The 20,678-nt window shown below is 69.3% G+C and carries 13 protein-coding genes and 2 pseudogenes; 10 read left to right on the forward strand and 5 right to left on the reverse strand.

Annotated elements, in window-relative coordinates; translation table 11 throughout:
- The first annotated feature begins 165 nt into the window (after positions 1-165).
- A complete protein-coding gene (locus KVT45_RS40150) occupies positions 166-1,593 on the forward strand; it encodes an MFS transporter (RefSeq protein ID WP_217554312.1) in 1,428 nt (475 codons plus the stop codon).
- Between the two features lie 229 nt (positions 1,594-1,822).
- Here KVT45_RS40150 and KVT45_RS40155 read toward each other — a convergent pair.
- Positions 1,823-2,557: pseudogene (locus KVT45_RS40155) on the reverse strand (glutamate-cysteine ligase family protein); the annotation flags it as partial.
- Between the two features lie 235 nt (positions 2,558-2,792).
- On the opposite strand from KVT45_RS40155, the gene KVT45_RS40160 reads away from it, so the two are divergent.
- A complete protein-coding gene (locus KVT45_RS40160; protein ID WP_217554347.1) occupies positions 2,793-3,569 on the forward strand; it encodes a thioesterase II family protein in 777 nt (258 codons plus the stop codon).
- A gap of 108 nt (positions 3,570-3,677) precedes the next feature.
- Here the strand turns inward: KVT45_RS40160 and KVT45_RS40165 are convergent, their stop codons facing one another.
- Positions 3,678-6,518, reverse strand: coding sequence for an AAA family ATPase (locus KVT45_RS40165; protein WP_217554314.1), 2,841 nt, complete (start codon positions 6,516-6,518; stop codon positions 3,678-3,680).
- A 1,073-nt stretch (positions 6,519-7,591) separates the two neighbouring features.
- Between KVT45_RS40165 and KVT45_RS40170 the strand changes: the two are divergent.
- A pseudogene (locus KVT45_RS40170) lies at positions 7,592-7,993 on the forward strand (IS5 family transposase); the annotation flags it as partial.
- 462 nt (positions 7,994-8,455) lie between these two features.
- Here KVT45_RS40170 and KVT45_RS40175 read toward each other — a convergent pair.
- Positions 8,456-9,124: a hypothetical protein gene (locus KVT45_RS40175; RefSeq protein WP_217554315.1), complete on the reverse strand. Its 669-nt coding sequence runs from the start codon at positions 9,122-9,124 to the stop codon at positions 8,456-8,458.
- A 313-nt stretch (positions 9,125-9,437) separates the two neighbouring features.
- On the opposite strand from KVT45_RS40175, the gene KVT45_RS40180 reads away from it, so the two are divergent.
- The 5 genes from KVT45_RS40180 to KVT45_RS40200 all read left to right on the forward strand — a co-directional run bounded on the left by KVT45_RS40180 (position 9,438) and on the right by KVT45_RS40200 (position 14,522).
- Positions 9,438-10,949 carry a reprolysin-like metallopeptidase gene (locus KVT45_RS40180; RefSeq protein WP_217554316.1) on the forward strand — a complete coding sequence of 504 codons (1,512 nt, stop codon included), beginning with the start codon at positions 9,438-9,440 and terminating at the stop codon, positions 10,947-10,949.
- 777 nt (positions 10,950-11,726) lie between these two features.
- Positions 11,727-12,302, forward strand: a complete 576-nt coding sequence (locus KVT45_RS40185) for an RNA polymerase sigma factor (protein WP_254648059.1) — start codon at positions 11,727-11,729, stop codon at positions 12,300-12,302.
- Positions 12,299-12,904, forward strand: coding sequence for a hypothetical protein (locus tag KVT45_RS40190; RefSeq protein WP_217554318.1), 606 nt, complete (start codon positions 12,299-12,301; stop codon positions 12,902-12,904). The genes KVT45_RS40185 and KVT45_RS40190 overlap by 4 nt, the downstream gene beginning before the upstream one ends.
- Positions 12,905-13,039: 135 nt before the next feature.
- Positions 13,040-13,879: an oxidoreductase gene (locus tag KVT45_RS40195; protein WP_308311010.1), complete on the forward strand. Its 840-nt coding sequence runs from the start codon at positions 13,040-13,042 to the stop codon at positions 13,877-13,879.
- A 232-nt stretch (positions 13,880-14,111) separates the two neighbouring features.
- Positions 14,112-14,522: a hypothetical protein gene (locus KVT45_RS40200; protein ID WP_217554319.1), complete on the forward strand. Its 411-nt coding sequence runs from the start codon at positions 14,112-14,114 to the stop codon at positions 14,520-14,522.
- A 33-nt stretch (positions 14,523-14,555) separates the two neighbouring features.
- Here KVT45_RS40200 and KVT45_RS40205 read toward each other — a convergent pair whose 3' ends face one another.
- Positions 14,556-15,626: an acyl-CoA desaturase gene (locus tag KVT45_RS40205; protein WP_217554320.1), complete on the reverse strand. Its 1,071-nt coding sequence runs from the start codon at positions 15,624-15,626 to the stop codon at positions 14,556-14,558.
- A 229-nt stretch (positions 15,627-15,855) separates the two neighbouring features.
- Between KVT45_RS40205 and KVT45_RS40210 the strand changes: the two genes are divergently transcribed.
- Positions 15,856-16,452: a DinB family protein gene (locus KVT45_RS40210; protein ID WP_217554321.1), complete on the forward strand. Its 597-nt coding sequence runs from the start codon at positions 15,856-15,858 to the stop codon at positions 16,450-16,452.
- Positions 16,453-16,530: 78 nt separating this feature from the next.
- Here KVT45_RS40210 and KVT45_RS40215 read toward each other — a convergent pair whose 3' ends face one another.
- Positions 16,531-17,364: a PIG-L family deacetylase gene (locus KVT45_RS40215; protein ID WP_217554322.1), complete on the reverse strand. Its 834-nt coding sequence runs from the start codon at positions 17,362-17,364 to the stop codon at positions 16,531-16,533.
- A gap of 315 nt (positions 17,365-17,679) precedes the next feature.
- Here KVT45_RS40215 and KVT45_RS40220 point away from each other — a divergent pair, with 315 nt between their 5' ends.
- Entirely contained in the window at positions 17,680-20,463 is a 2,784-nt protein-coding gene (locus tag KVT45_RS40220) for a discoidin domain-containing protein (RefSeq protein ID WP_254648060.1), read from the forward strand.
- Positions 20,464-20,678 lie beyond the last annotated feature (215 nt).

Consider the following 20,678-nt stretch of genomic DNA (forward strand, 5'->3'; position numbering starts at 1 on the left):
CAGCAATCGAACGACATGCAGCGAACGGTCTGCCGTTCTCCTTCTTGCATGCGCTGACTCGCCGCTCAATCCCCGTTTCGCCGGCCGACCCGCGGCCGGGACGATCCTTTGCAGAAGGGCTTACATCCAGTGGAACGTTCCGTAAGTTCGCATCAGCGATCGGGCTTGAGGCTCGCGCTCCTGGCGTTGGCCCAGTTCATCATCGCCGTCGACTACAACATCGTCTTCGTGGCGCTGCCGGACATCGGGAAGGCCCTGGACTTCTCGCCGCAGACCCTGCAGTGGGTCGTCAGCTCCTACGCGGTCGCCTTCGGCGGCTTCCTGCTCTTCGGCGGTCGCGCCGCCGACCGTCTGGGCGCCCGTCGCGTCTTCGTCACCGCGCTAATCCTCTTCGGCGCCTCGGCCCTGGTCGGCGGTCTCGCCGGCTCGGCGGAGGTGCTGGTCGCGGCCCGCGCCGTGCAGGGTCTGGGCGGTGCGCTGCTCTTCCCGTCGACGCTCACCCTGATCGTCACCAGCTTCGACGAGGGACCGGCCCGTAACCGGGCCCTCGCGGTCTGGGGTGCCACCGGCAGCGGTGGTCTCGCCGCGGGCGCGCTGCTCGGCGGTGTGCTCACCCAGAGCCTCGGCTGGGAGTGGGTCTTCTTCTTCATGGTGCCGCTGGTCGCCGTCGCGCTGCTCGGCGTGCCCAGCCTGCTCGCTCCCGACGCCCCGCGTACGGGCCCCCGCCAGGGCTTCGACATCCCAGGCGCCCTGGTGGTCACCATCGGTGCCACGCTCGTGGTCTTCGGTCTGGTCAGCGGCCCCGAGTACGGCTGGACCGCCCCCCGCGTGCTCGGCTCGCTGATCGCCGGTCTGCTGCTGATCGCCTCGTTCTTCGCCATCGAGGCCAGGACCAGCGCCCCGCTGGCACCGCTGCGGATGTTCCGCAACCGCAGCCTCATCACCTCGATGATGGTGGCGTTCCTGCACATGAGCGCCCTGAGCGGCGGCTACTACCTGTTCACCACCTACATCCAGAACATCCTCCACTACAACGCCCTGGAGGCCGGCCTGGCCTTCCTGCCGCTGGGTGTGCTGGCGATGCTGGCCGGCGGCAAGATCGCCGCCTCCATGCTGAACAAGACGGGTCTGCGCGGGACGCTCTCGCTCGGAATGCTCATCTACGGCATCGGCATGGGCGCCATGGCGCTCGGCATGGTCACCGGCGGCAGCTATTGGGCGGTGCTGCCCGGAGTCGCCATCTACGGCTTCGGCGGCGGTCTCGCCTTCACCTCGATCTTCGCCACCGCCGGTGCCGGGGTGGACCCGGCCGAGCAGGGCGTGGCCTCGGCGCTCGCCTCCACCGCCCAGCAGATCGGTGCCGCCGTCGGTCTGGCCGTCATCCTGGTCATCGCCAACTCCGGCCTGGACCTGTCCGCCGGTGCGCCGGCCCCGAGTGCCGCCGACGTCGTCGACGGTCTCCGCACGGCCGGCTGGGTCACCGCGGCGGCCGCGCTGCTCGGTGCCCTGGCCGCCCTGAACCTGAAGAAGGCTCCCGCCCAGCAGCCGGCCGTCCCGGCTGCGGAGGAGGCCGAGGCGCCCGTCTCCCGCTGACGCGGCGACCACACCACGAGGTGCCGCTCCGGACACCTCGTCACCGACTCGGGACCCGTGGCCGGGAATCCCCCGTACCGGCCGCGGGTCCCGAACCCTTTCCGCTCGTGCGCCACTGGAAGGGCCGCTGCCGCCTGCGACGCAGGCGGCAGCGGCCCTGTGGTCGTCGTGCCGGGGTGACCACGCGGGCGGACCGGCGGGAACAACGTGGTGCGGTCCAGTCAGCGCCGTCGGTCCTGACGCACAGCACCGGCGCGTCCAAGGCGTAGGAGGCCCAGGCGGTACGGGGGTCCGCGGCGGGCGCGGGGGCGAGGGTGCGCGCGGGGTCGAGCGAGGCCCAGACGCGCTGACGGGTGGACTTCCACCCGGCGGGCCTGCCCCCGGCGAGCGGGGAGTTGGCGAAGGCCGCCACCAGCACGGGTCCCAGGAGATGAGCCAGCCGCCAGCGGAACCGGTAGCCGTGCGGTCCGTCCGTGTCGTCTCCGCTGTCCACGCACACCTGCACGGAGGCGGTGCCGCACATCATGGAGCGTCCCGCGGACCCGGACCTGTCGAAGTAGGTCTCCATCGCCGCGTAGCGAGGTTCGGTCAGTACGCGACGCGGCGCGCGCCACAGGTCGTGCCCGTGACCCGTGACCCGTGAGCACGAGTCCGTGGCCCTTCAGCCCGCCTCGCACCAGGGCGAGATCACTGTCCACGACCGCGATGCAGTCGTCCAGCGAGGGGGGCGGAGAGCTGAGTTCGAGCTGACCGCCGGGGAGAGCCTTTCGGGACCCACGGGACAGAGCGGGTCCTCGGGGTCGTGCAGCAACCATTCGAGTTCCACACCGGTACGCCGTGGGGGACCGTTCTTGAAGCAGATTCCCTGAAGCAGCTCCTCGGCCTCCACCTCTTTTATCGGGCGCGCACGTTCTCGCTCGTTTCTCACGGGTACGCAGTTTCCTTCCTGCCGGTCCCCGGCCATCCGGAAGCCGGCCGTCACGATGGCAGATACGCCCTCAACCCTCACCCGGCCGACGCGACCGGGACAAGCACTCACGGACCGATCTGGGGGTGCCGAATATCGGAGTAGGGGCTGCTTTCAGGGGTCGGAAGAGGGGTTGTGCCACAAGCCGGCGGGTCGGATCGATATTCCGGTCCCAGCCCGCGGGTAGGGGTTCCGGACCGCTTTGGGACCGTCCTACGCTGTGTCCGTGAACATGCCGACCGAGAACACGAGCGACTGGCTGCGCCGATTCACTCCGCTTTCGGGCAGCTCGGCGACCCTGGTCTGCTTTCCGCACGCAGGAGGTGCGGCGAGCTCGTTCGTCCCGCTTTCCCGGGCGCTCGCTCCCGAGGTGGAAGTCGTTGCGGTCCAGTACCCGGGCCGCCAGGACAGGCGCCAGGATCCCCCGGCCGAGAGCATCGAGGAGCTGGCGGACGCGGTGTTCGGGGCGCTCGGCCCCGAACTGCCGCGTGACTGCGCGTTCTTCGGCCACAGCATGGGCGCGGTCGTCGCCTTCGAGGTGGCCCGCCGCTACGAGCGGCGGCCGGACACGGCGGGCCCGGTACGGCTCTTCGCGTCGGCCCGCCGGGCACCCTCCCTGCGCCGGGACGACCGGGTCCATCTGCGCGGTGACGCCGGGATCATCGCGGAGCTGCGGCGCCTGAGCGGCACCGACCAGGCCCTCCTCGCGGACGAGGAGCTGATGGCCATGCTCCTACCCGCGCTGCGGGCCGACTACAGGGCGATCGAGACGTACCGCCTCGCACCGCAGGACGCCCGGATCGGCTGCCCGATCACCGTGCTGGTCGGCGACGCCGATCCGGTCGCCACGATCGAGGACGCGACGGCGTGGCGGGCCCATTCCACGAGCGACGTCGACGTGCGCGTCCTTCCGGGCGGCCACTTCTACCTCGACGGACAGTCCGACGCGGTGGCCCGCGAGATCCGTGGGGCTCTCACGCCCTTCCCCGCCGGCCCCGGCCGAGCCTGAACGGCGCTTCGGTGCGGGCCTGGAGCGGCAGGCTCCAGGCCCGCACCGCCGCCGGCGTACGGCGAAGGCCCGGTCCCGCCGTGGTCGCCGCGCCCGGCCGGACCCGCGTCAGGAGGCGCGGCGGGCGTAGTCGCCTCCGTGCAGGGCGAGCGTGAGATCGCTCCGCCGTTTGATCCCCAGCTTCCGGTACACCCGGGTGAGGTGCTGTTCGACGGTGCTCACCGTGACGAAGAGCTTGGCCGCTATCTGCCGGTTGCTGTGACCGCGAACCGCCAGAGTGACCACCCGCATCTCCGCGTCGCTCAGCATGCCGACCAGCTCGTCGCTGCCGCCCACCACGGCGGGCGGCTGCTGTCCGCGCGGTGCCTCCGGAAGCGTGCGGGCGGGCAACTGCACGCCGCATTCCTCGGCGAGTTGGCGGGCCCGCAGCAGGGCCATCCGGCCCTTGCTGTACTGGCCCGCCTCCTGGTCGTACCGGCCCATCTCGTGGAGCGTGTACGCGAGAACCACCGGGTTGCCGCACTGCTGCGCCGCCTCCAGCGCATGACCGAGCAGCGTGCCGCGCTCCTCCGGGGACGCGGTCGCGGCGAGGACCCGCAGGGTCACCGCGCGTACCTGGTGCTGGTCCTGGCGCACCAGACCCAGCTGCTCCGTGGCCAGTTCCCGCGCCCGCGCGGTGTCGCCGCGCAGCAGATGCACCAGGGCGGCGTCGGTTCTCCAGGGCAGCACCGCGGGAACGTCCATCCGCCAGCGTCTGGCCAGCTCGCCGACCGCGAGGAAGTCGTCCAGGGCCGCCTGCGACTGCCCGTTCCCCAGGAGGGCACGGCCGCGGGCGCGCAGGTAGCGCAGGCCCAGCGGAGTCTGGAACATCGCGTCCGGGGTCGGTGCCTGGAGCTGGGCGAGGGCGGCGCCGTGCGCGCCCAGGAGGTTGTGGGCCTCGAGCGCGACACTCAGCGGCAGGCCGATCATGACGCCCCAGCTCGCGGTGGGGATCTCGGCCAAGGCCGCCTCGGCAAGGCGTGCGGCCTTGGCCGGGTTGCCGCGCTGGAGGGCCAGCCTGGCCTCCAGGCTGGTGAAGAGCGCATGCCAAGCGGATGCCGACTGTTTCCGGGTGACCGAGACGAGCGTGTCGATCCACCGCTCGGCCGACGCGTGGCGGCCGTTGATGAGCAGGATGTCGATCGCGGCGGCGAGGCTCGGCACGGTCTCGTCGGTCAACTGGTGGCTGACCAGCGTCTGTTCCGCGGTCAGGGTCGACGGCGTGTTGGGGCCCACCTGCAGCACGCGGATCAGCTCGCTCAGGACCTGGCTCCGGGAGGACGCCCACCGCGGACCGTCCTCCCCGAGGACCGGGGCGGAGGCGCCGTCGCCGTACGCCGTCGCCGGATACAGCAGGCCGAGCGTGGCGCGGCGGGTCTGAAGATGCGCGGACGCCTCCACGTCCTGCCGCTGCCAGGCGTACCGCTCCATCCGCTCCAGCGCGTCGAGTGCCGCCTCGGGACGGCCGAACCAGAGCAGGGCGTCGACCAGGGCCGAGACGTGCCGTCCCGACAGGTGGCCCTCCCGCGCCGCTTCCACGAGCGTCGGGATACGGCGGGCCGCGGTGCGTGGATCGGCTCGCCACTCGGTACGGAAGAGCATCGCGGTCGTGGTGGCGCGGTGCTGCTCGCTCCGGCCGTACTGGTAGGCGATGGACAGGCAGTTCAACGCGAGAGCCGTGTCACCGGTGGCGAGGCCCTCCTCGGCCGCCTCCAGCAGCACGCTCGCCGCGCAGTCGTTGTCGATCCGGCTGGCGGCGACCAGGTGGTGGGCCACCGCGGTCACCGGAGCGCCGTTCTTGAAGAGAAGGGTTCCGGTCCTCGTGTGCAGGGTGGCGCGCTCCTCGGCGGTCATCTCGTGCAGGACGGCCGCGCTGGCCTGCGGATGGCGCCAGGCGCCCTCCCTGAGGAAGCCGGTCTCCTCCAGGACGCCGAGTGTCAGGGAGAGGTACCGCGGGTCCACGTCCGGCAGCCGGGACAAAAGCGGGATGTACTCCGGGTCGTCGAGGACGGCCATCTGCCGTGCGACGGTGCGCACATACGGATCGCAACGGTAGAGGCAGTCGAGGATGGCCTGCTCGAAACGGGGGCCGGCATGCAGTGCGAACGGTTCTCCCCGCGCGACGGTGTCCTCGATCAGCCTGCGTACCAGCAGCGGGTTGCCCCCCGTGACGGCGAGGCAGTCCTCGGCGAGGCGCGAGGCCGCGGATTCGCCGAGCCGCCTGGCCAGCAGGGCGCGCACCCCGCCGCGGGACAGGGGAGGCAGCAGCACCCGGTGGGACAGCGGCTCCGGCGGCAGCTCCGCGTTCAGCAGGACGCTGGCGGACTGCGGGGAGGGGTGCTCGCTGAGGACGAGCAGCAGGGGGGCCGTACGCCGCCGGCGTGCCAGGGTGGACAGGCACAGCAGGGACGGGGCGTCCGCGTACTGGACGTCGTCGACGATGATCAGCAGGGGCTGCGAGAGTTCCACGAGATCGTGGAGGACCGTGCCCATCTGGTGGAACAGCTGCGGGGGTATGGACCCCGGCTCGTGGGGCGGCGCCGAGCCGCCCGAGCCCATGGCCTGGTCCAGCAGGCGGGACACACGGGAGCCGATGTGCTGGGGCAGGTCCATCGCCTGGAACAGCTGGGCCAGTACGCCGAACGGGACGGGCTGCTCGGCACGGGAGGCCGTCGCGGCGACATGGACCACCCCCAGGTGCTGGGCCTGTGCGGCGAACGCGTCGAGAAGTTCGGTCTTTCCGTGGCCGGCGGCCCCGCTCACGACGGCCAGGTGGGTGTTCCCCTGGAGAGAGTCCTGCAGCAGGTTGTGGAGGAGAGATAACTGCTCCTCGCGCTCGTACAGTTCCGTGTCTCTCGGGGGCAGGCCGTCAAAACCCTCCAAGGCGACCAGCGCTCCGGTTGCAGGCATTCCTTCGACTCCGCTTCATATCAGCTTGATCATTTGGTTGAGGCGGGGGTGCCGATCAGTGTCCGCGTTCTCTTGGGTGGGGCCAGTAAATACCGGCCACTCGCCTTCGGGCAACGGACATATTTAGCGGAGCGATTGACTCCCATTCCGGGCGGAACTCTTCGTGGGTTGTTGGGGTCGGTTTGAGGTCCGGTGGACTGCTAAACGTGACCTAAGTCATATCTTCGTGGGGTTGTTCTGGAGATATGTTCTTGGCCAGTAGCTTGCGCTCGGGGGTGCAGCTGTCGTGGCCGACCGTGCGTCGATCGCTGGGGTGATCGACGCGGGAGCCGGTGAGCCGTTCTGTCGGTAAAATCTCTGTCGCCTGTCGTGTCGTCTGTCGGTAACTCCGACGACGCTTTTTTCGCGGCGGTTAAATCGAATTGAAAAGCGCGTGACATGCCTTGCCCGGTTCGCCGGCTGTTCTCGCATACCGGAAATTTGGTGGTGCATGCGGAATGCCGGTACCGGGTGGGCGAAAGCGCACATGGCACCTGGCCCACCCGCCAACGCCGGCTCTCCTGTCGTCTCGGCGTGAGGGGCGGCAGTGCCCTGTGGCAGAGCCGGCCTTCGAAGAGGGGTATCCAGGCAACCGAGTTCTCCGGACCCGTTCCGGGGCTCGTCTCCCTTGGCGACGCCATCGTCGCTCCCGCAGCCGACCTACGGCTCCGTTCCTTCCTCACTGCTGCGGCGAGCACGGCTTCGCCCACTGGCGGCGCTGTTGAACCGGCCGGTAGGAGGCGGGATCGACAAGGACGGGAGACGGACCTCCGGATCGGGTGCCAGACAGTGCGGCGCGGACAGATCTAGGGCACCCCGGCAGACCCTGCCGATCCGTCGCGGTCCGTTTCACCCGACCTCTTCGCCGTCACCGAGCGTATTCACAAGCGGCCCCTTCATGACCCGGATTGCTCATCTTGTTCCGGACGACCTGTGGCAACGCGTGGCTCCTACTGCGGTCGGCTCCTGACGTACAAGACGCCCGCAAGGGCGGCACGAGCCGAAACGAGCAGCACTTGACCGTCGACCGTCACGGGACTCTGCTCCGCGTGACGCTCACCGGCGGTAACCGCCACGACGGCACACAACTCCCGCCTCTGCTGGACGCAATGCCGACGATCCGGGGGTTTCGAGGACGGCCCCGCAGGCCTCGGCGGCTGTATGCAGACCGGGGCTACGACCTCGACAGATACCGCCGCCTGCTGTGGAGACGCGGTATCAAGCCGGTGATCGCCCGGCGTGGTGGCGCCCACGGCCCAGGGCTGGGCAAGGTGCGGTGGGTGGTCGAGCGCACCTTCGCCTGGCTGCACCGGTTCAGACGGCTCCGCGTCCGCTACGAGCGACGCGCCGACCTCCACCACGGACTGCTCGAACTGGCTTGTGGCCTCATCTGTCCACGACGGCTTCGGCAGACGCGCCAACCACCGGGTCAGTAGCGGAGGCGAGCTTCAGACCCGTCGATACGCAGCATGCAGTTCTTGAGGACCTGCAGCGAAGGCTGCCGGCCGTCAACCGGAACCAGTCTGAGCTCCAAGTCCTGCAATGGCTTGAGCGCAGCGACGGTCCGAGATCCATCCGGGTCCGGGCCCCTGAGGGCCGCCAATGCCTCGAACAACGCCCTCACGCTCTCCCAGCCTGGCCCCGGCGTGAAGCGTGCCAGGAAGAACGGCTGATCGCAGCCGTACTCACTGAGCTCACCGATCAGGACGTTCCCCCGCAAGAGATGCCACCGCGTCATCAGACGCCCCTGTCCTCCACCGTCGAGTCGGAATCGCAGCTTCGCCCTGCGTGCCCGCCGGGCCAGGCACTTCATTCTGATGGGAAGGGGGCAAGTAGCCCCGCAGCTGCTTTGACCCGTGGGTCAGAGATGGGAGACCGGGGCCGACACGAGCTGACGGCTACCAACCCAGCAGAGGCTCGCCGAGAGGCAGGCCAGTGGCGGCGAGCCACTCGTCCTGTACGTCCCGGTTCTTGGTTCCGATGGAGAGGTAGACACCGTGCGTGCCCTGCGCCGGCTCGGCGCACTGGGATGTCCAGACGCTGTTGAGGCACAGCTGGACACCGCACAGCTTGCTGGAGGGCAGTCCGCGCAGCGCGGCGTACCAGCCCACGTCGAAGGACAACGGGCCGACATCCGCGACCAGGGCGTCGATGTCGGCCTCCCTGCAGTTTTCCTCCAGGCGGGAGAGTACGAGCGGCGGCCAGGCGTCCCGAATCGGTTCCAGACATATATCCGGGGGAAGCGGCCAAAGCCCCTCAAACTCGGGTTTCAGCTCCACCTGCACCTCGTACGGACTCTCGCCACGCGGCACGCCCAGCGCGTGCAGCCGCCTCCAGAAGTCCTCCAGGCCCGTCTCCGGAAAGCGCCTGCCGGCCCGTGTCATGAACCGGCCCTCGCGAAAGAACCTGAGCGCGTGAACGTACTGCTCCGCCGTGACGACCTGGCCGATCTCCGGGATGTCCGGGTCGTCCGCCCAATCGGCGAAATCCCTCAGGAGCTCGCGTGCGCGACGCAGAGCGCTCTCCGCGTCCGGCAGCGGTTCCAAGACCTCGTACAGCAACGACATCCCCACGGGCGACCTCCGCGGGCAGCCTAACGGCATCCGAGCAGCCCAATCACTTCGTTTGACGCGACCGTCGTCCCGCGGCCGGTGAGGACCACGGGTACGGGCCCAAGCTGCCCCACACGTGATCGAGCAGCCGGACAGGGCAGGACAGGCTTCGGCCGTCCGCCGAACGCCGAACGCCGAACGCGGAGCGCGGATGACCGGGTGAACCTCACCGTCGGAATCCCTCTCCCGCGCGCGTTCGATGAATCGATACGTGCCGATCATCCGATTATGAGGCGAATATTTCCCAATAGAGAGGCTGATGTCCCTCATGCGCCGTCCCACGTTCGCCGCCTGCACCGCGGCGTCCGCTCTCCTGAGCACCCTCCCCCTGACGCTGACCAGCCCCGCCGCGTTCGCCGCGGGCGGCACCCATGAGCCGTGGGTGGTACGGAGCGCCGTCCTGCGCGCGGACGCCAAGGAATTCGCCGGGCTGTGCCGCAAGCAGAAGGAAGGTGTCCCCGAGCTCCGTACGTTCCGGCTCTTCCACGACGGACCGAAGATCACCGCGGAGCGTGACTACCTGCACAAGGACGCGGACGGCACCGTGTACTGGGACGGCCACGACCCGAAGCGGACCGAGGACACGGTCTCCCTGTCCATCATGGGAGCCTGCAAGCGCGGCCCGGTCACCCTGGAAGGCGTCATCGAGATCGGCTTCAAGGACTATCTGTTCGAGCCGTTGCCCAAGCATCCCGGCGAGTACAGCCTGACGGAGATCGACACCCTGAAGCTGCCACCCAGCGGGCACGGGGTCGACACTGTCACGACGGCCCCACGGACCCACCCCGGTCGGACGAAGCCGAAGGCCGTCGACATCTCCAACCCCGTCGCCATCGATGTCGTCGTCCCGTACACCCCCCCCGCCGTCGCCGAGCTAGGCGGCGTCACGGAGGTGCAGGCCCGTATCCGCTACGGCGTGAGCCAGCTCAACAAGGCCTTCGCCACCAGCCATGTGCCGGCCAGCGTGCACGTCGTCAACTCGTACGAGACGGCGCCGTCCGGCGTGCCCGACGAGGCCGCGGGGCAGATGATGGCGAAGCTCACCAACCCCCAGGACCCGACCCTCGGCGCCACCGCACACGCGAAGCGGGAGGAGTTCGGCGCCGACCTGGTGGCGCTCCTCGCTTCCATTCCCATCGAGAACAGCTCCGGGCAGGCCGATCTGCCCCTGCCGGCGACGTCGACGACCGACAATCTCGCCTACTCCGTCACCAGCGTCCTGTCGGTGAAGGAGTGGGACAACCTCGCGCACGAGATCGGCCACAACCTCGGCCTGCAGCACGACCGCAAGACGCTGATCGACGGCGGTTACACGCCGCCGGCCGGCACCACCGACTACGGATGGGTCACCGCCGACAAGCTGCACCACACACTCATGGCCTACTCCTCGGCCTGCGCCCCCCAGAACTGCAAGGTCATCAACCAGTACTCCAACACCGTGAACAAGATCGGCGGGCAGGCGCTGGGCGACGCGAACAACAACAACGCCGCCACCGCCCAGGTCAGCACCCCCATCGTGGCCGGCTACCGCGCCTCGAAGGCCGTGGGCCGGCACACCCTCGGCCTGTCCACCAACCCGGCCGCGGGCGGGACCATCACCGTCAGTGAGTTCGGTCCCTACGACCCAGGGACGCAGGTGACGGTCACCGCCCAGCCCGCCGCCGGTTACCGGTTCACCGGCTGGGAGGTCGACGGCCTGCCGGTTATCGGCACGACCGAGTACCAGATCACCATGGACGCCAACCGCACGATCCAGGCGGACTTCAGCAAGATCCCGTGACCGCTCGCGTCCCCCGTCACTGAACGGCGCACGCTGTACGGCACACGGCAGGGTCCGGACCCCAGCGACCCGGACCCTGCCCTCACGCCGAGCTCCGGCGTGGGGTCCGTACGGTCAACGCCGGAGCTCTGAGCAGGAAGTGACACCTGATGACAGACGTGACCGTCTCGGCCGAGGCCGTCGAGAACGTGAAGCCCGCAGGCCGATCGTCTCGGCCACGAGAGGCGCGAGAAACACGAGAGGCGCGAGACGGCGTTGCCGCTCTCGGCTCTCGGGCCTTGCCCGAACAGCGGGTGGGCGTCTTTTAGCGCTGCACACGCGACCATGCCGATGTCCCCCATGGCGTTGGACTCGTGCACCGCCGCCAACCCCCTGCTGGCGCTGCTCTCCCTGGGCGTGCCGTGGTACCCGGCGCAGAGGAAGAGCCTCGGCGCGGGAATCGGGGTGAGCCTGATCCGGGTTCCGCCTTCGACAGGCACTTTCTGCGTGCACACCACCCGGTCGCGCCCCAAGCCCTTCGGTTCCCGCTTACTGGCCGATCCGGCCGAGATCACCGGACCGACCGCGGCCTTCACCGCCGCGCCCAGGTCACGCGCCTTGTCGCTCTCGCCCCCGTCACGGGGACGGTCTCCCGGGTTTGCTGATCGTTTCAGAACGAAGCGCTGTCGCGCGGGGACTGGCAGCGGACCGTGGTCGACGTCCCGAACCGGGTACGGATCCGTACGCCCTCGCCTGACAGGATCCGGCATGTGCCGGACAGGACGGGTTGTGGAATCCATGACGGAAGAGGAGTCGCGCCAGAGGCAGCGGGCGCGCTTCGAAAGACTGGCGCATGTGGTGGCGGAACCGTTGCACCGGTATCTGCTGCGACGGACGAGCGCCGACATGGTCGACGACATCCTGGCGGAGGCGATGCTGGTGCTGTGGCGCCGTATCGACGACGTCCCCGGCCTGGGGCAGGCACCGGGTTCCCCGCCCGACCCCGATGACGTGCTGCCGTGGTGCTACGGGGTGGCGCGGGGCTGCCTGGCGAACGCCCGCCGTGCCGACGGGCGCCGGCTCCGGCTGGTGGAGCGGTTGATCCGGACGCAGGAGCAGCAGCCGGCCGGGGGCACCGACCACAGCGATCTGTACGCCGCGCTCGCCGCCCTCGGGACGCTGGACCGCGAGGTGGTGCGGCTGTGGGCGTGGGAGGGGCTGGCGCCCCGGCAGATCGCGGAGGCGACCGGGCTGACGTCCAACGCGGTGAGCATCCGGCTGCACCGGGCGAAAAAGAAACTCGCCACGCAATTAACTCGAAAGCATGACGAACTGTCCGGACACAAGAGGGATGAAGGAAGGAGCGGTCAGTGAATGACGACGAGTTGCTGGCCCGGCTGAAGTCCGCGGACCCGGCGCTGACCCCACATGCTCCGCTGCCCGACATCGACCGACTTGTGGAGGACATCTTGACCACCGACACCGCGTTCCAGACCGGCAATACGGCCCCCGTGAAGACCACCGCGCGACGGAGCCGCCGTCAGCTGCTCGGACTCGCGGCGGCGGCCGGTCTGCTTCTGCTCGGCGGCGGCATCGCCGGAGGAGTCATGGCGAACAACGGCAACGGGCACCCGGCCTCGGCCGGCCCCCTGACACTCACCACCGCCGGCGGCTTCGGCAGCCAGAAGTGTGCGGCACCCAGTCCCGACACCCTGCGCGGGTACCCGACCCTCTTCGTGGGAACGGTCACCTCCATCAAGGGCTCCACGGTCACCTTCCGCGTCGACTCCTGGCTGAAGGGCGGCGACAAGGAGACGGTCGTGCTCGACAGCGACACGAGCCGGCCGGAGACGCTGACGTTCTCGGAGGGTGAGCGCTACATCGTGGCCGCCGAGAACGGTGTCGTCCCGGTGTGCGGCGCGAACGGGGCCGACGACGAGACCGTCGCCGCGTTCCGACAGGCATTCGGGAAGTAACGGAAAACAGCCGCACGGACGATCCGAGCCCACCGACGGCCGCGGTGGGCTCGGGCCGGTCCGGGAAGCCGCCGCTTCCGTTGTCATGGCCGTGTTCCGCGGTCGGCTGAGAGCGGGGCGAGGCGTCGACCGCCGGTGGCAGTCGAGGCGGATACGGCGGTCCAGGACGAGGGACTCGGTGGCGGCAACGGCTCGGGCAGGCAGGAGATGCATGCCGGCCTGCCCGCGGTTCAGATGGCCACGAGACGGCCGTCCTGGAGCGTGTGCCGGCTCACCCATCTGGACACCAGCGACTACTACGGCGCTCACCTCGTCAACGGGCTGATCCGTGAAGCCCTTCACCCCTACCGCGACGGACTGCACATCGCCACCAAGGTCGGTGCCCGCCGGAGCCCCGACCGCGGCTGGCCCGTCGTGCTCTCGCGTCGCGAGCTGATCCGGGCCGTCCAGGACAACCTGGAACACCTCGGCCTGGACGCGCTCGACCTGGTCAACCTGCGGATGACCGACACCCTTGAACCGGCGGACATCATCGAGCCGTTCACCGTGCTGGCCGAGCTGCGCGACCAGGGGCTGATCCGCAACCTGGGCGTCAGCAACGTCAGCATGGACCAGGTGAGGACCGCGCAGGAGATCGCACCCGTGGTCGCCGTCCAGAACCACTACAACATCGCCCACCGGCTGGACGACAGCCTGGTGGACTGGTGCGCCCGACAGGGCATCGCCTTCGTGCCCTTCTGGCCGCTGGGAGGGTTCCGTCCCCTCCAGCTCCAGGTCCTGGAGGACGTCGCCGCGGACCTGGGCGCCTCCGCCCGGCAGATCGCCCTCGCCTGGCTGCTGCACCGTTCCCCGACCATCTGCCTCATCCCCGGCACATCGACTCGCGAGCATCTCGCCCAGAACATCGAGGCCGCCGACATCCAGCTTCCGGCCGCGGTGCTGGCGGCTCTGGAGGAACCCGTCCCAGTGATCTGACCCGCCGAAGGACACCGCCCGAATCACGGAGATGCGTCTGCGCCCCAGGGGACTCTGCTCAGCAGCCACCTGAGCAGGGTCGGCCGGCTGTGTCCGGCATCACCGGCACCCTGTCGGTTCCGTGTCCGGCGCCCGACTCGGCGTCGAGCGGGCCACCCGCCGGAGGGCGAGAGCGGTGACGACGGGGTCGTCGGGGGTTACCCGCACTCAGGAGTTCGGCCAGACTCGGCGCATGGCAGAGGACGCCCGATGGTCGCTGGACGATGACTGGGATTGGCAGATGCAATGCGCGCGGGCCCATGATGCGTTGCTGCGTGGCACGGACTCGTGGGTGCCTCCTGTCGAGGAGGAACTGGCGCTGGCCTCCCGGGCGAGTGCGTTGAGCCGGTGGTATCCATCCACCAGTCATAACTACCTCCGGTTCTTGGACGGTCCTCCGCCCGGGGTGCCCGGAGGGCGGGACGACGTGAGATATCTGCCGGGATGTATCTCCTTCGCAAAGAACGGCGCGGACGGCAGCGCTGTCTTCCGAGTCTGGAGCGGATTCCTGTTGCAGACCCCTGATCCGGTGCTCGTACTGGCCACCCCGGAGGTCGTGGTCGCCGTCGAGGCACTGGTGAAGGTTCTGGCCACGGACGACTGAGAGCCCGCAACGGGCCACGTACTCGCAGCGCGGTCAAGACGCCTTGCGCTGCCGCCTGATGGGTTCTCCCACCCGGTGCAGGTGCGTGAGGGCCTCGCAGTAGGACCGCAGCAGGCCGGTCTCGTGGTACGGCACACCGATCTCCGCGCAGTACTCCCGCACGATCACCTGGGCGCGTCGCAGATGAGGTGTGGGCATGCTCGGGAACAGGTGGTGCTCGATCTGGTAGTTGAGCCCGCCCAGCATCATGTCCGTGAACCGACCGCCCCTCACATTGCGGGAGGTGAGCACCTGACGCCGCAGGAAGTCGGGCCGCTCGTCGCCGGTGAAGGTGGGCATGCCCTTGTGGTTCGGGGCGAACGTACAGCCGAGGTAGACACCGAAGAGACACTGGTGCACGGCGAGGAACGCCACGGCCTTGCCGGGAGACAGCACCAGGAACAGCGCGGACAGGTAGGCCGCCAGGTGCAGGAGGAGCAGCGCGCCCTCCAGCACCGGGTTCTTCATGGACGGCGAGCGCAGCGCCCGCAGGCTCGACACATGCAGGTTGAAACCCTCCAGCGTCAGCAGTGGGAAGAACAGGAACGCCTGGTGGCCGCCGATGAACCGGGCCAGGCCGCTGCTGTCGCGTGCCTGGTCGGCGGACCACACCAAGAGGTCCGGAGCGACGTCGGGGTCGAGTTCCTCGTGGTTGGGGTTGGCGTGGTGACGGGTGTGCTTGTTCATCCACCACCCGTAGCTCATGCCGATGGCGAGGTTGCCGAAGAGGCGGCCCCATGTCTCGCTCGGGCGGCGCCTACGGAAGACCTGCCGGTGGGCCAGATCGTGCGCCACGAGCGCCACTTGGCCGAAGGCGAGGGCCATGGCGGCGGCGACAGCCAGCTGCCACCAGGTGTCGCCGAGCGCGAAGAAGGCCGCCCCGCCACCCAGCAGAGCCGCGATCACCAGGCCCAGCCGCACCGTGTAGTAGCCCGGGCGCCGGTCCAGCAGGCCTGCCTCGCTGATGCGTCGGGAGAGTCTGGCGAAGTCGCTGCCGGGACCGGAGGGCCGCGCAGGGGCGGCGAGCGGTGCGGTCGCGACTGGATCGTCGATGGAGAACGTCATGCCGCTGAGTCTGGGCATGGCCGCACCGCGCCGACAGCGGGCAGGCCACCGGATCTGCAGGGGGACTGCCTCCCGACCCCTCGGGGGCTACCACCACTCCTACGCCACTGACCTCGGCTTTGGACGTCGTCTCATGCTCGTCTCATGACCGAATGGAGCATGGCTCTGCCCCGCGGGTCAATCCGGCCGTCCCACCCGGCTGTCAGCGCCGGGTGGGAGACTGCCCGGCATGATCGAGGCGAACCCGAAGGCGGACCTGCTCCGGTACTTGCAAGAGGCGCGTGACGCCCTGGTGTGGAAGCTCGACGGCCTCTCGGAGTACGACGTCCGCCGTCCGCTGACACCCACGGGCACGAACCTGTTGGGGCTGGTCAAACATGTAGCCGGCGTGGAGCTGGGGTACTTCGGTGACACCTTCGGGAGGCCGTTCTTCGAAGCGGAACCGCCGTCCTGGTGGTATACCGAGGAGTCGGAGCCCAATTCGGACATGTGGGCCAGTGCGGACGAATCGCGGGAACAGATCGTCGGTCTGTATCGCCAGGCGTGGGAGCACTCCGACAGCACGATCGCGACGCTCGCCCTCGACGCCACCGGTCACGTCCCGTGGTGGCCGGAGGAACGCCGAGAGGTGACGCTGCACCACATCCTGGTGCGCGTGATCTCCGATACCCAGCGGCACGCCGGCCACGCGGACATCGTGCGAGAGCTCATCGACGGGTCCGTCGGATACCTGTACGGCAAGGAGAACCTGCCACCAGGGGACCAGGAGTGGTGGGAGGGCCACCGGAGCCGCCTGGAGCGCGTGGCGCGGGAAGCCGGCGGCTGATCCCACTCTGCCGCCGACCCCGTCGGGTCCGGAGCCGAGGCGCCCGACCCGCGGCCCCGGTCCCGGTGGGCGGGCGGATCAGCGCAGTCCGGCGAAGAGGTCGTTCTCGGGCACGGCCGCGCCGGTGGTGTCCTGGACGCGTACGAAGGTCTCGACGCCCATCAACTCGGTGAACCTCTCCCGGCCCATCCTGAGAAAGAAGATGTTCTCGCCCTGGCTGGCATGCGCGGCCAGCGAGTCGAACTTCTGGCCGCCGAACGCGGTGGTGTCCACCCAGGTGGTGATCTCCTCGTCGGGGAGTCCGATCTCCGCGATCGCGGCGGCCTCGGCGGGATCGGGCTCCGGCACGTCCGCACCGAACTCGCGCATGGCCTCCCCGAACCGCTGCATCATCGAGCGGGGCGCCGTCGTCCAGTACACCTTCGGTGTCGGCGCGGTCATCGCCAGCGCGGCCATCGTGACGCGGTTTGCCTGGATGTGGTCGGGGTGGCCGTAGAAGCCGTTCTCGTCGTAGGTGATGACCACATCGGGTCGGTAGCGCCGCAGGAGTTCCGCGAGTCGGGCAGCGCTCTCCTCCACGGGCGTCCGCCAGAAGGATCCGGGGGCGTCGTTGGCCGGCCAGCCCATCATCCCGGAGTCGGCGTAGTCCAGCATCTCCAGGTGACCGATCTTCAGGATGTCGCAGCTCGCCTCGAGTTCTTGACGCCGTATCCGGGCGACGGCCGCCGGGTCGTGCCCGGGATCGCCCGGTTTGACACCTTCCGGTCCGTCACCGCAACCCCCGTCGGTGCACGTCACGAGGACCGTGCGGATGCCCTCCGCCGCGTACCGCGCGAGGACGCCTCCCGTTCCGGTGGCCTCGTCGTCGGGGTGTGCGTGTACCGCCATGAGTGTCAAGGGCCTGTCGTTCATCAAGCAGTCCTCCTATGTGAAAGGGCATCGCTCCGAGTCCGTGGCGGGCACATGAGCGGGCGCCTCTGAATAGCAGATCACCAGGTGAAGGGCGAACCCGAGGGCACCCGATCACGTCGGGACGGGGGCGAGCTCTGCGCATTCCTCTCGGTCCTCGGTTCGGCCCAGTGCGGCATCCAGGATTTGCGGACTTCGAGTAAGGAACTTGCGAGAACCTGCGTGATTCATTCTTTACTTCGTCGGAATCTAGCGGGCTGAATGGGTGCTCTGTACGGTCAGGGCCCCGGTTTCCCGCATTCCTCGAAGGAGCTTCACATGCTGACGATTCCCAGACCCCGGCGACTGGCGGCGGCCGCCGTCGCCGCGGTCGGCGCGATGTGCGTGTCCGTCTTACCGGCCGCAGCCACACAGCAGGCGCAGGCGCAGGCGGCGGCCAGCACGGCGGTAGGTGCGACGACGCCGTTCTCGGTCTACGAGGCCGAGGCGGGAACGCCGGCCGGAGGTGCGGCCGTCCGGTCGCTGACCTCGGCGCCGACGACGCAGTACTCGAGCGCGGCCTTGGAGGCCTCGGGCCATTCGTACGTCCACCTGGACGGCACGGGCCAGTCGGTGCAGTGGACGAACACCACCGGGCAGCCGATCTCCTTCCTCAACGTCCGTGCCGGCATCCCGGACTCGGCGTCCGGAGGCGGTCTCACCGGGACGCTGAACCTGTACGTCAACGGGGTGTTCCGGCAGGCGCTGAACCTCAACTCGCGGCAGAGCTGGGTGTACGAGGGCAACGGCAACTACAACACGAGCGACAACCAGAACCCGGCCGACGGCGACCCGAGGGTCTTCTGGGACGAGTCGCACACCTTCGTCACCGGGTCCCCGATCCCGGCGGGCGCCACGTTCTCGCTGCGGAAGGACTCCGACAACAGCGCGTCCTTCTACGACCTGGACTCCGTCGACGTGGAGCAGCCGCCGGCGCCGCTGACGCAGCCGGCGAACTCGATCTCGATCACGAGCTGCGGTGCGGTGGCGGACAACACGCCGACCAACGGCGCGGCCGACGGCCAGTCGGTGGACAGCCGGGCCGCCATCCAGAACTGCATCGACCAGGCCCAGCAGCAGGGCAAAACCCTGTGGATCCCCCAGGGCACCTTCTACGTGAAGGGCACCGAGGGACTGAACGCACAGGGGATCACCATCGCGGGCGCGGGCCTTTGGTACAGCACGGTCTACCGTGACGTCCCGGTCCCCAACAGCACGCCGCTGGCGGCACTGTTCGACCTGACCTCCTGCACCGTACGGAACTTCCACATCGACGCCAACGCCGTCAGCCGCAGCACCATCGGCGGGGACGGCGGCGCGATGGACACCACCGGCACCGACTGGCTCGCCGACGGCATCTGGACCCAGCACACCATGTCGGGCTTCTGGGCCTCCGGCACCGGCGGGACGGTACGGAACAGCCGGCTGACCTCGATCTGGGCGGACGGGATCAACGTCAACAACGTGTCGCTGGGCGCGGACACGGGGAACGACCTGACGGTCACGAACAACTTCGTCCGCGGCACCGGGGACGACGCGATCGCCATCAACTCGGTGAACTACAACACCAACAGCGACGGTTCCAGGACCTACTACAACCCGATGAGCAATGTCACCGTCAGTGACAACACCTCGATCGCACCGTGGGGCGGCAAGGGTGTCGGGATCTACGGGGGCAGCGGCCACCAGGTCAAGAACAACTACATCAGCGACACGGCCCGCTACATCGGTCTGGGCGCCGGGCGCTTCGGTGTCAACGGCAGTGACCTGCTGTCCGCGACCGTGACGGGCAACACCGTGGTCCGCTCCGGTGGCAACGCCTACAGCCAGGGCCAGCCCGCCCTGCATGTCGGCAACGGCGGCGACGGACAGAACACCGGGATCGTCGACAAGGTCACGGTGACCGGCAACACCGTCACCGACTCCCTCTACGACGGGATCGCCTTCTCCACCTCGACCGACACCCTGCTCCAGGACAACACCGTCAACGCCCCGGGCCGCAACGGCATCGCGATCTCGCCGTCGTTCTACCCGGCGCCCACCGGCTCCGCGACGATCACCGGCAACACGGTCACCGGGCTCACCGCCGGCGCCTCGGCCTTCGTCAACAACTCCACCGGGTTCGTCGCGGCGTTGAGTGGCAACCACTGGCCGCCGCCTGCTCCCGAGGGCCCCTACGGCGGCACCCCGGCCGCCGTGCCCGGCACGGTGCAGGCGGAGGACTACGACACCGGCGGCCAGGGGGTGGCCTACAACGTCACCTCCGTCAACGGCAACGCCAACTCCTACCGCGCCGACGGCGTCGACCTGGACAACACCTCGGACACCGGCGGCGGTTACAACCTGGGCTGGACCGGCGGCGGGCAGTGGTTCCGCTACACCGTGGACGTCGCCACGGCCGGCACCTACACCCTCGGCCTGCGCGTCGCGGCCCCGTCCGCGGTGGCCGGCGCGCTGCACCTGTCGGACGCCGCCGGCACCGATCTCACCGGAGCCGTCGACCTGCCCGCCACCGGCGACTGGCAGACCTGGGCCACCGTGACCACCCATGTGACCCTGCCCGCCGGGCGGCAGGTCCTGACGCTCGGCCAGGACACCGGCGGCTGGAACATCAACCACCTCGGCTTCACCGCGGACAACGGCACCACCGGAACCAATCTCGCCGCCGGCAAACCCACCGGCGAGTCCAGCCACACCGACGTGTACCCGTCGTCGAACGTGACGGACGGCAACCAGGGCTCCTACTGGGAGAGCGCCAACAACACCTTTCCGCAGTGGGTCCAGGTCGACCTCGGCTCGGCCCGGAGCGCCTCCCGCGTGGTCCTGCAGCTGCCCGCCGCCTGGGGCGCCCGCACCCAGACCCTGACCCTCGCCGGCAGCACCGACGGCACCACCTTCACCACCCTGAAGTCCCCGGCCGCCTACACCTTCGACCCGAGCACCAAGAACACCGTCACGCTCACCTTCCCCGCCACCACCCAGCGCTACTACCGCGTCACCATCACCGCCAACAACGGCTGGCCCGCGGGCCAGGTGTCCGAATTCCAGATCTGGACCACCTGACCCCACCCTCTCCACGGTGCCGCCGGACTCCCCGTCCGGCGGCACCGCCATGTGTGCGGCCGGGTGCCGGCTGCAGCCCCAACGCGGCACATTAGATCTTGCAGGCTGAATTTTTATTGTTGCAATGTTCTGTCTAGTTCTTGCGCGGCCCTGTCGAGGACATTACGGTCCCCCTCGCGTCATCAGCACCCCCTGCCTTCCCCCTGCCTCCCGTC

Source organism: Streptomyces sp. GbtcB6, from assembly GCF_019091475.1.
Lineage (GTDB): Bacteria > Actinomycetota > Actinomycetes > Streptomycetales > Streptomycetaceae > Streptomyces > Streptomyces hyaluromycini.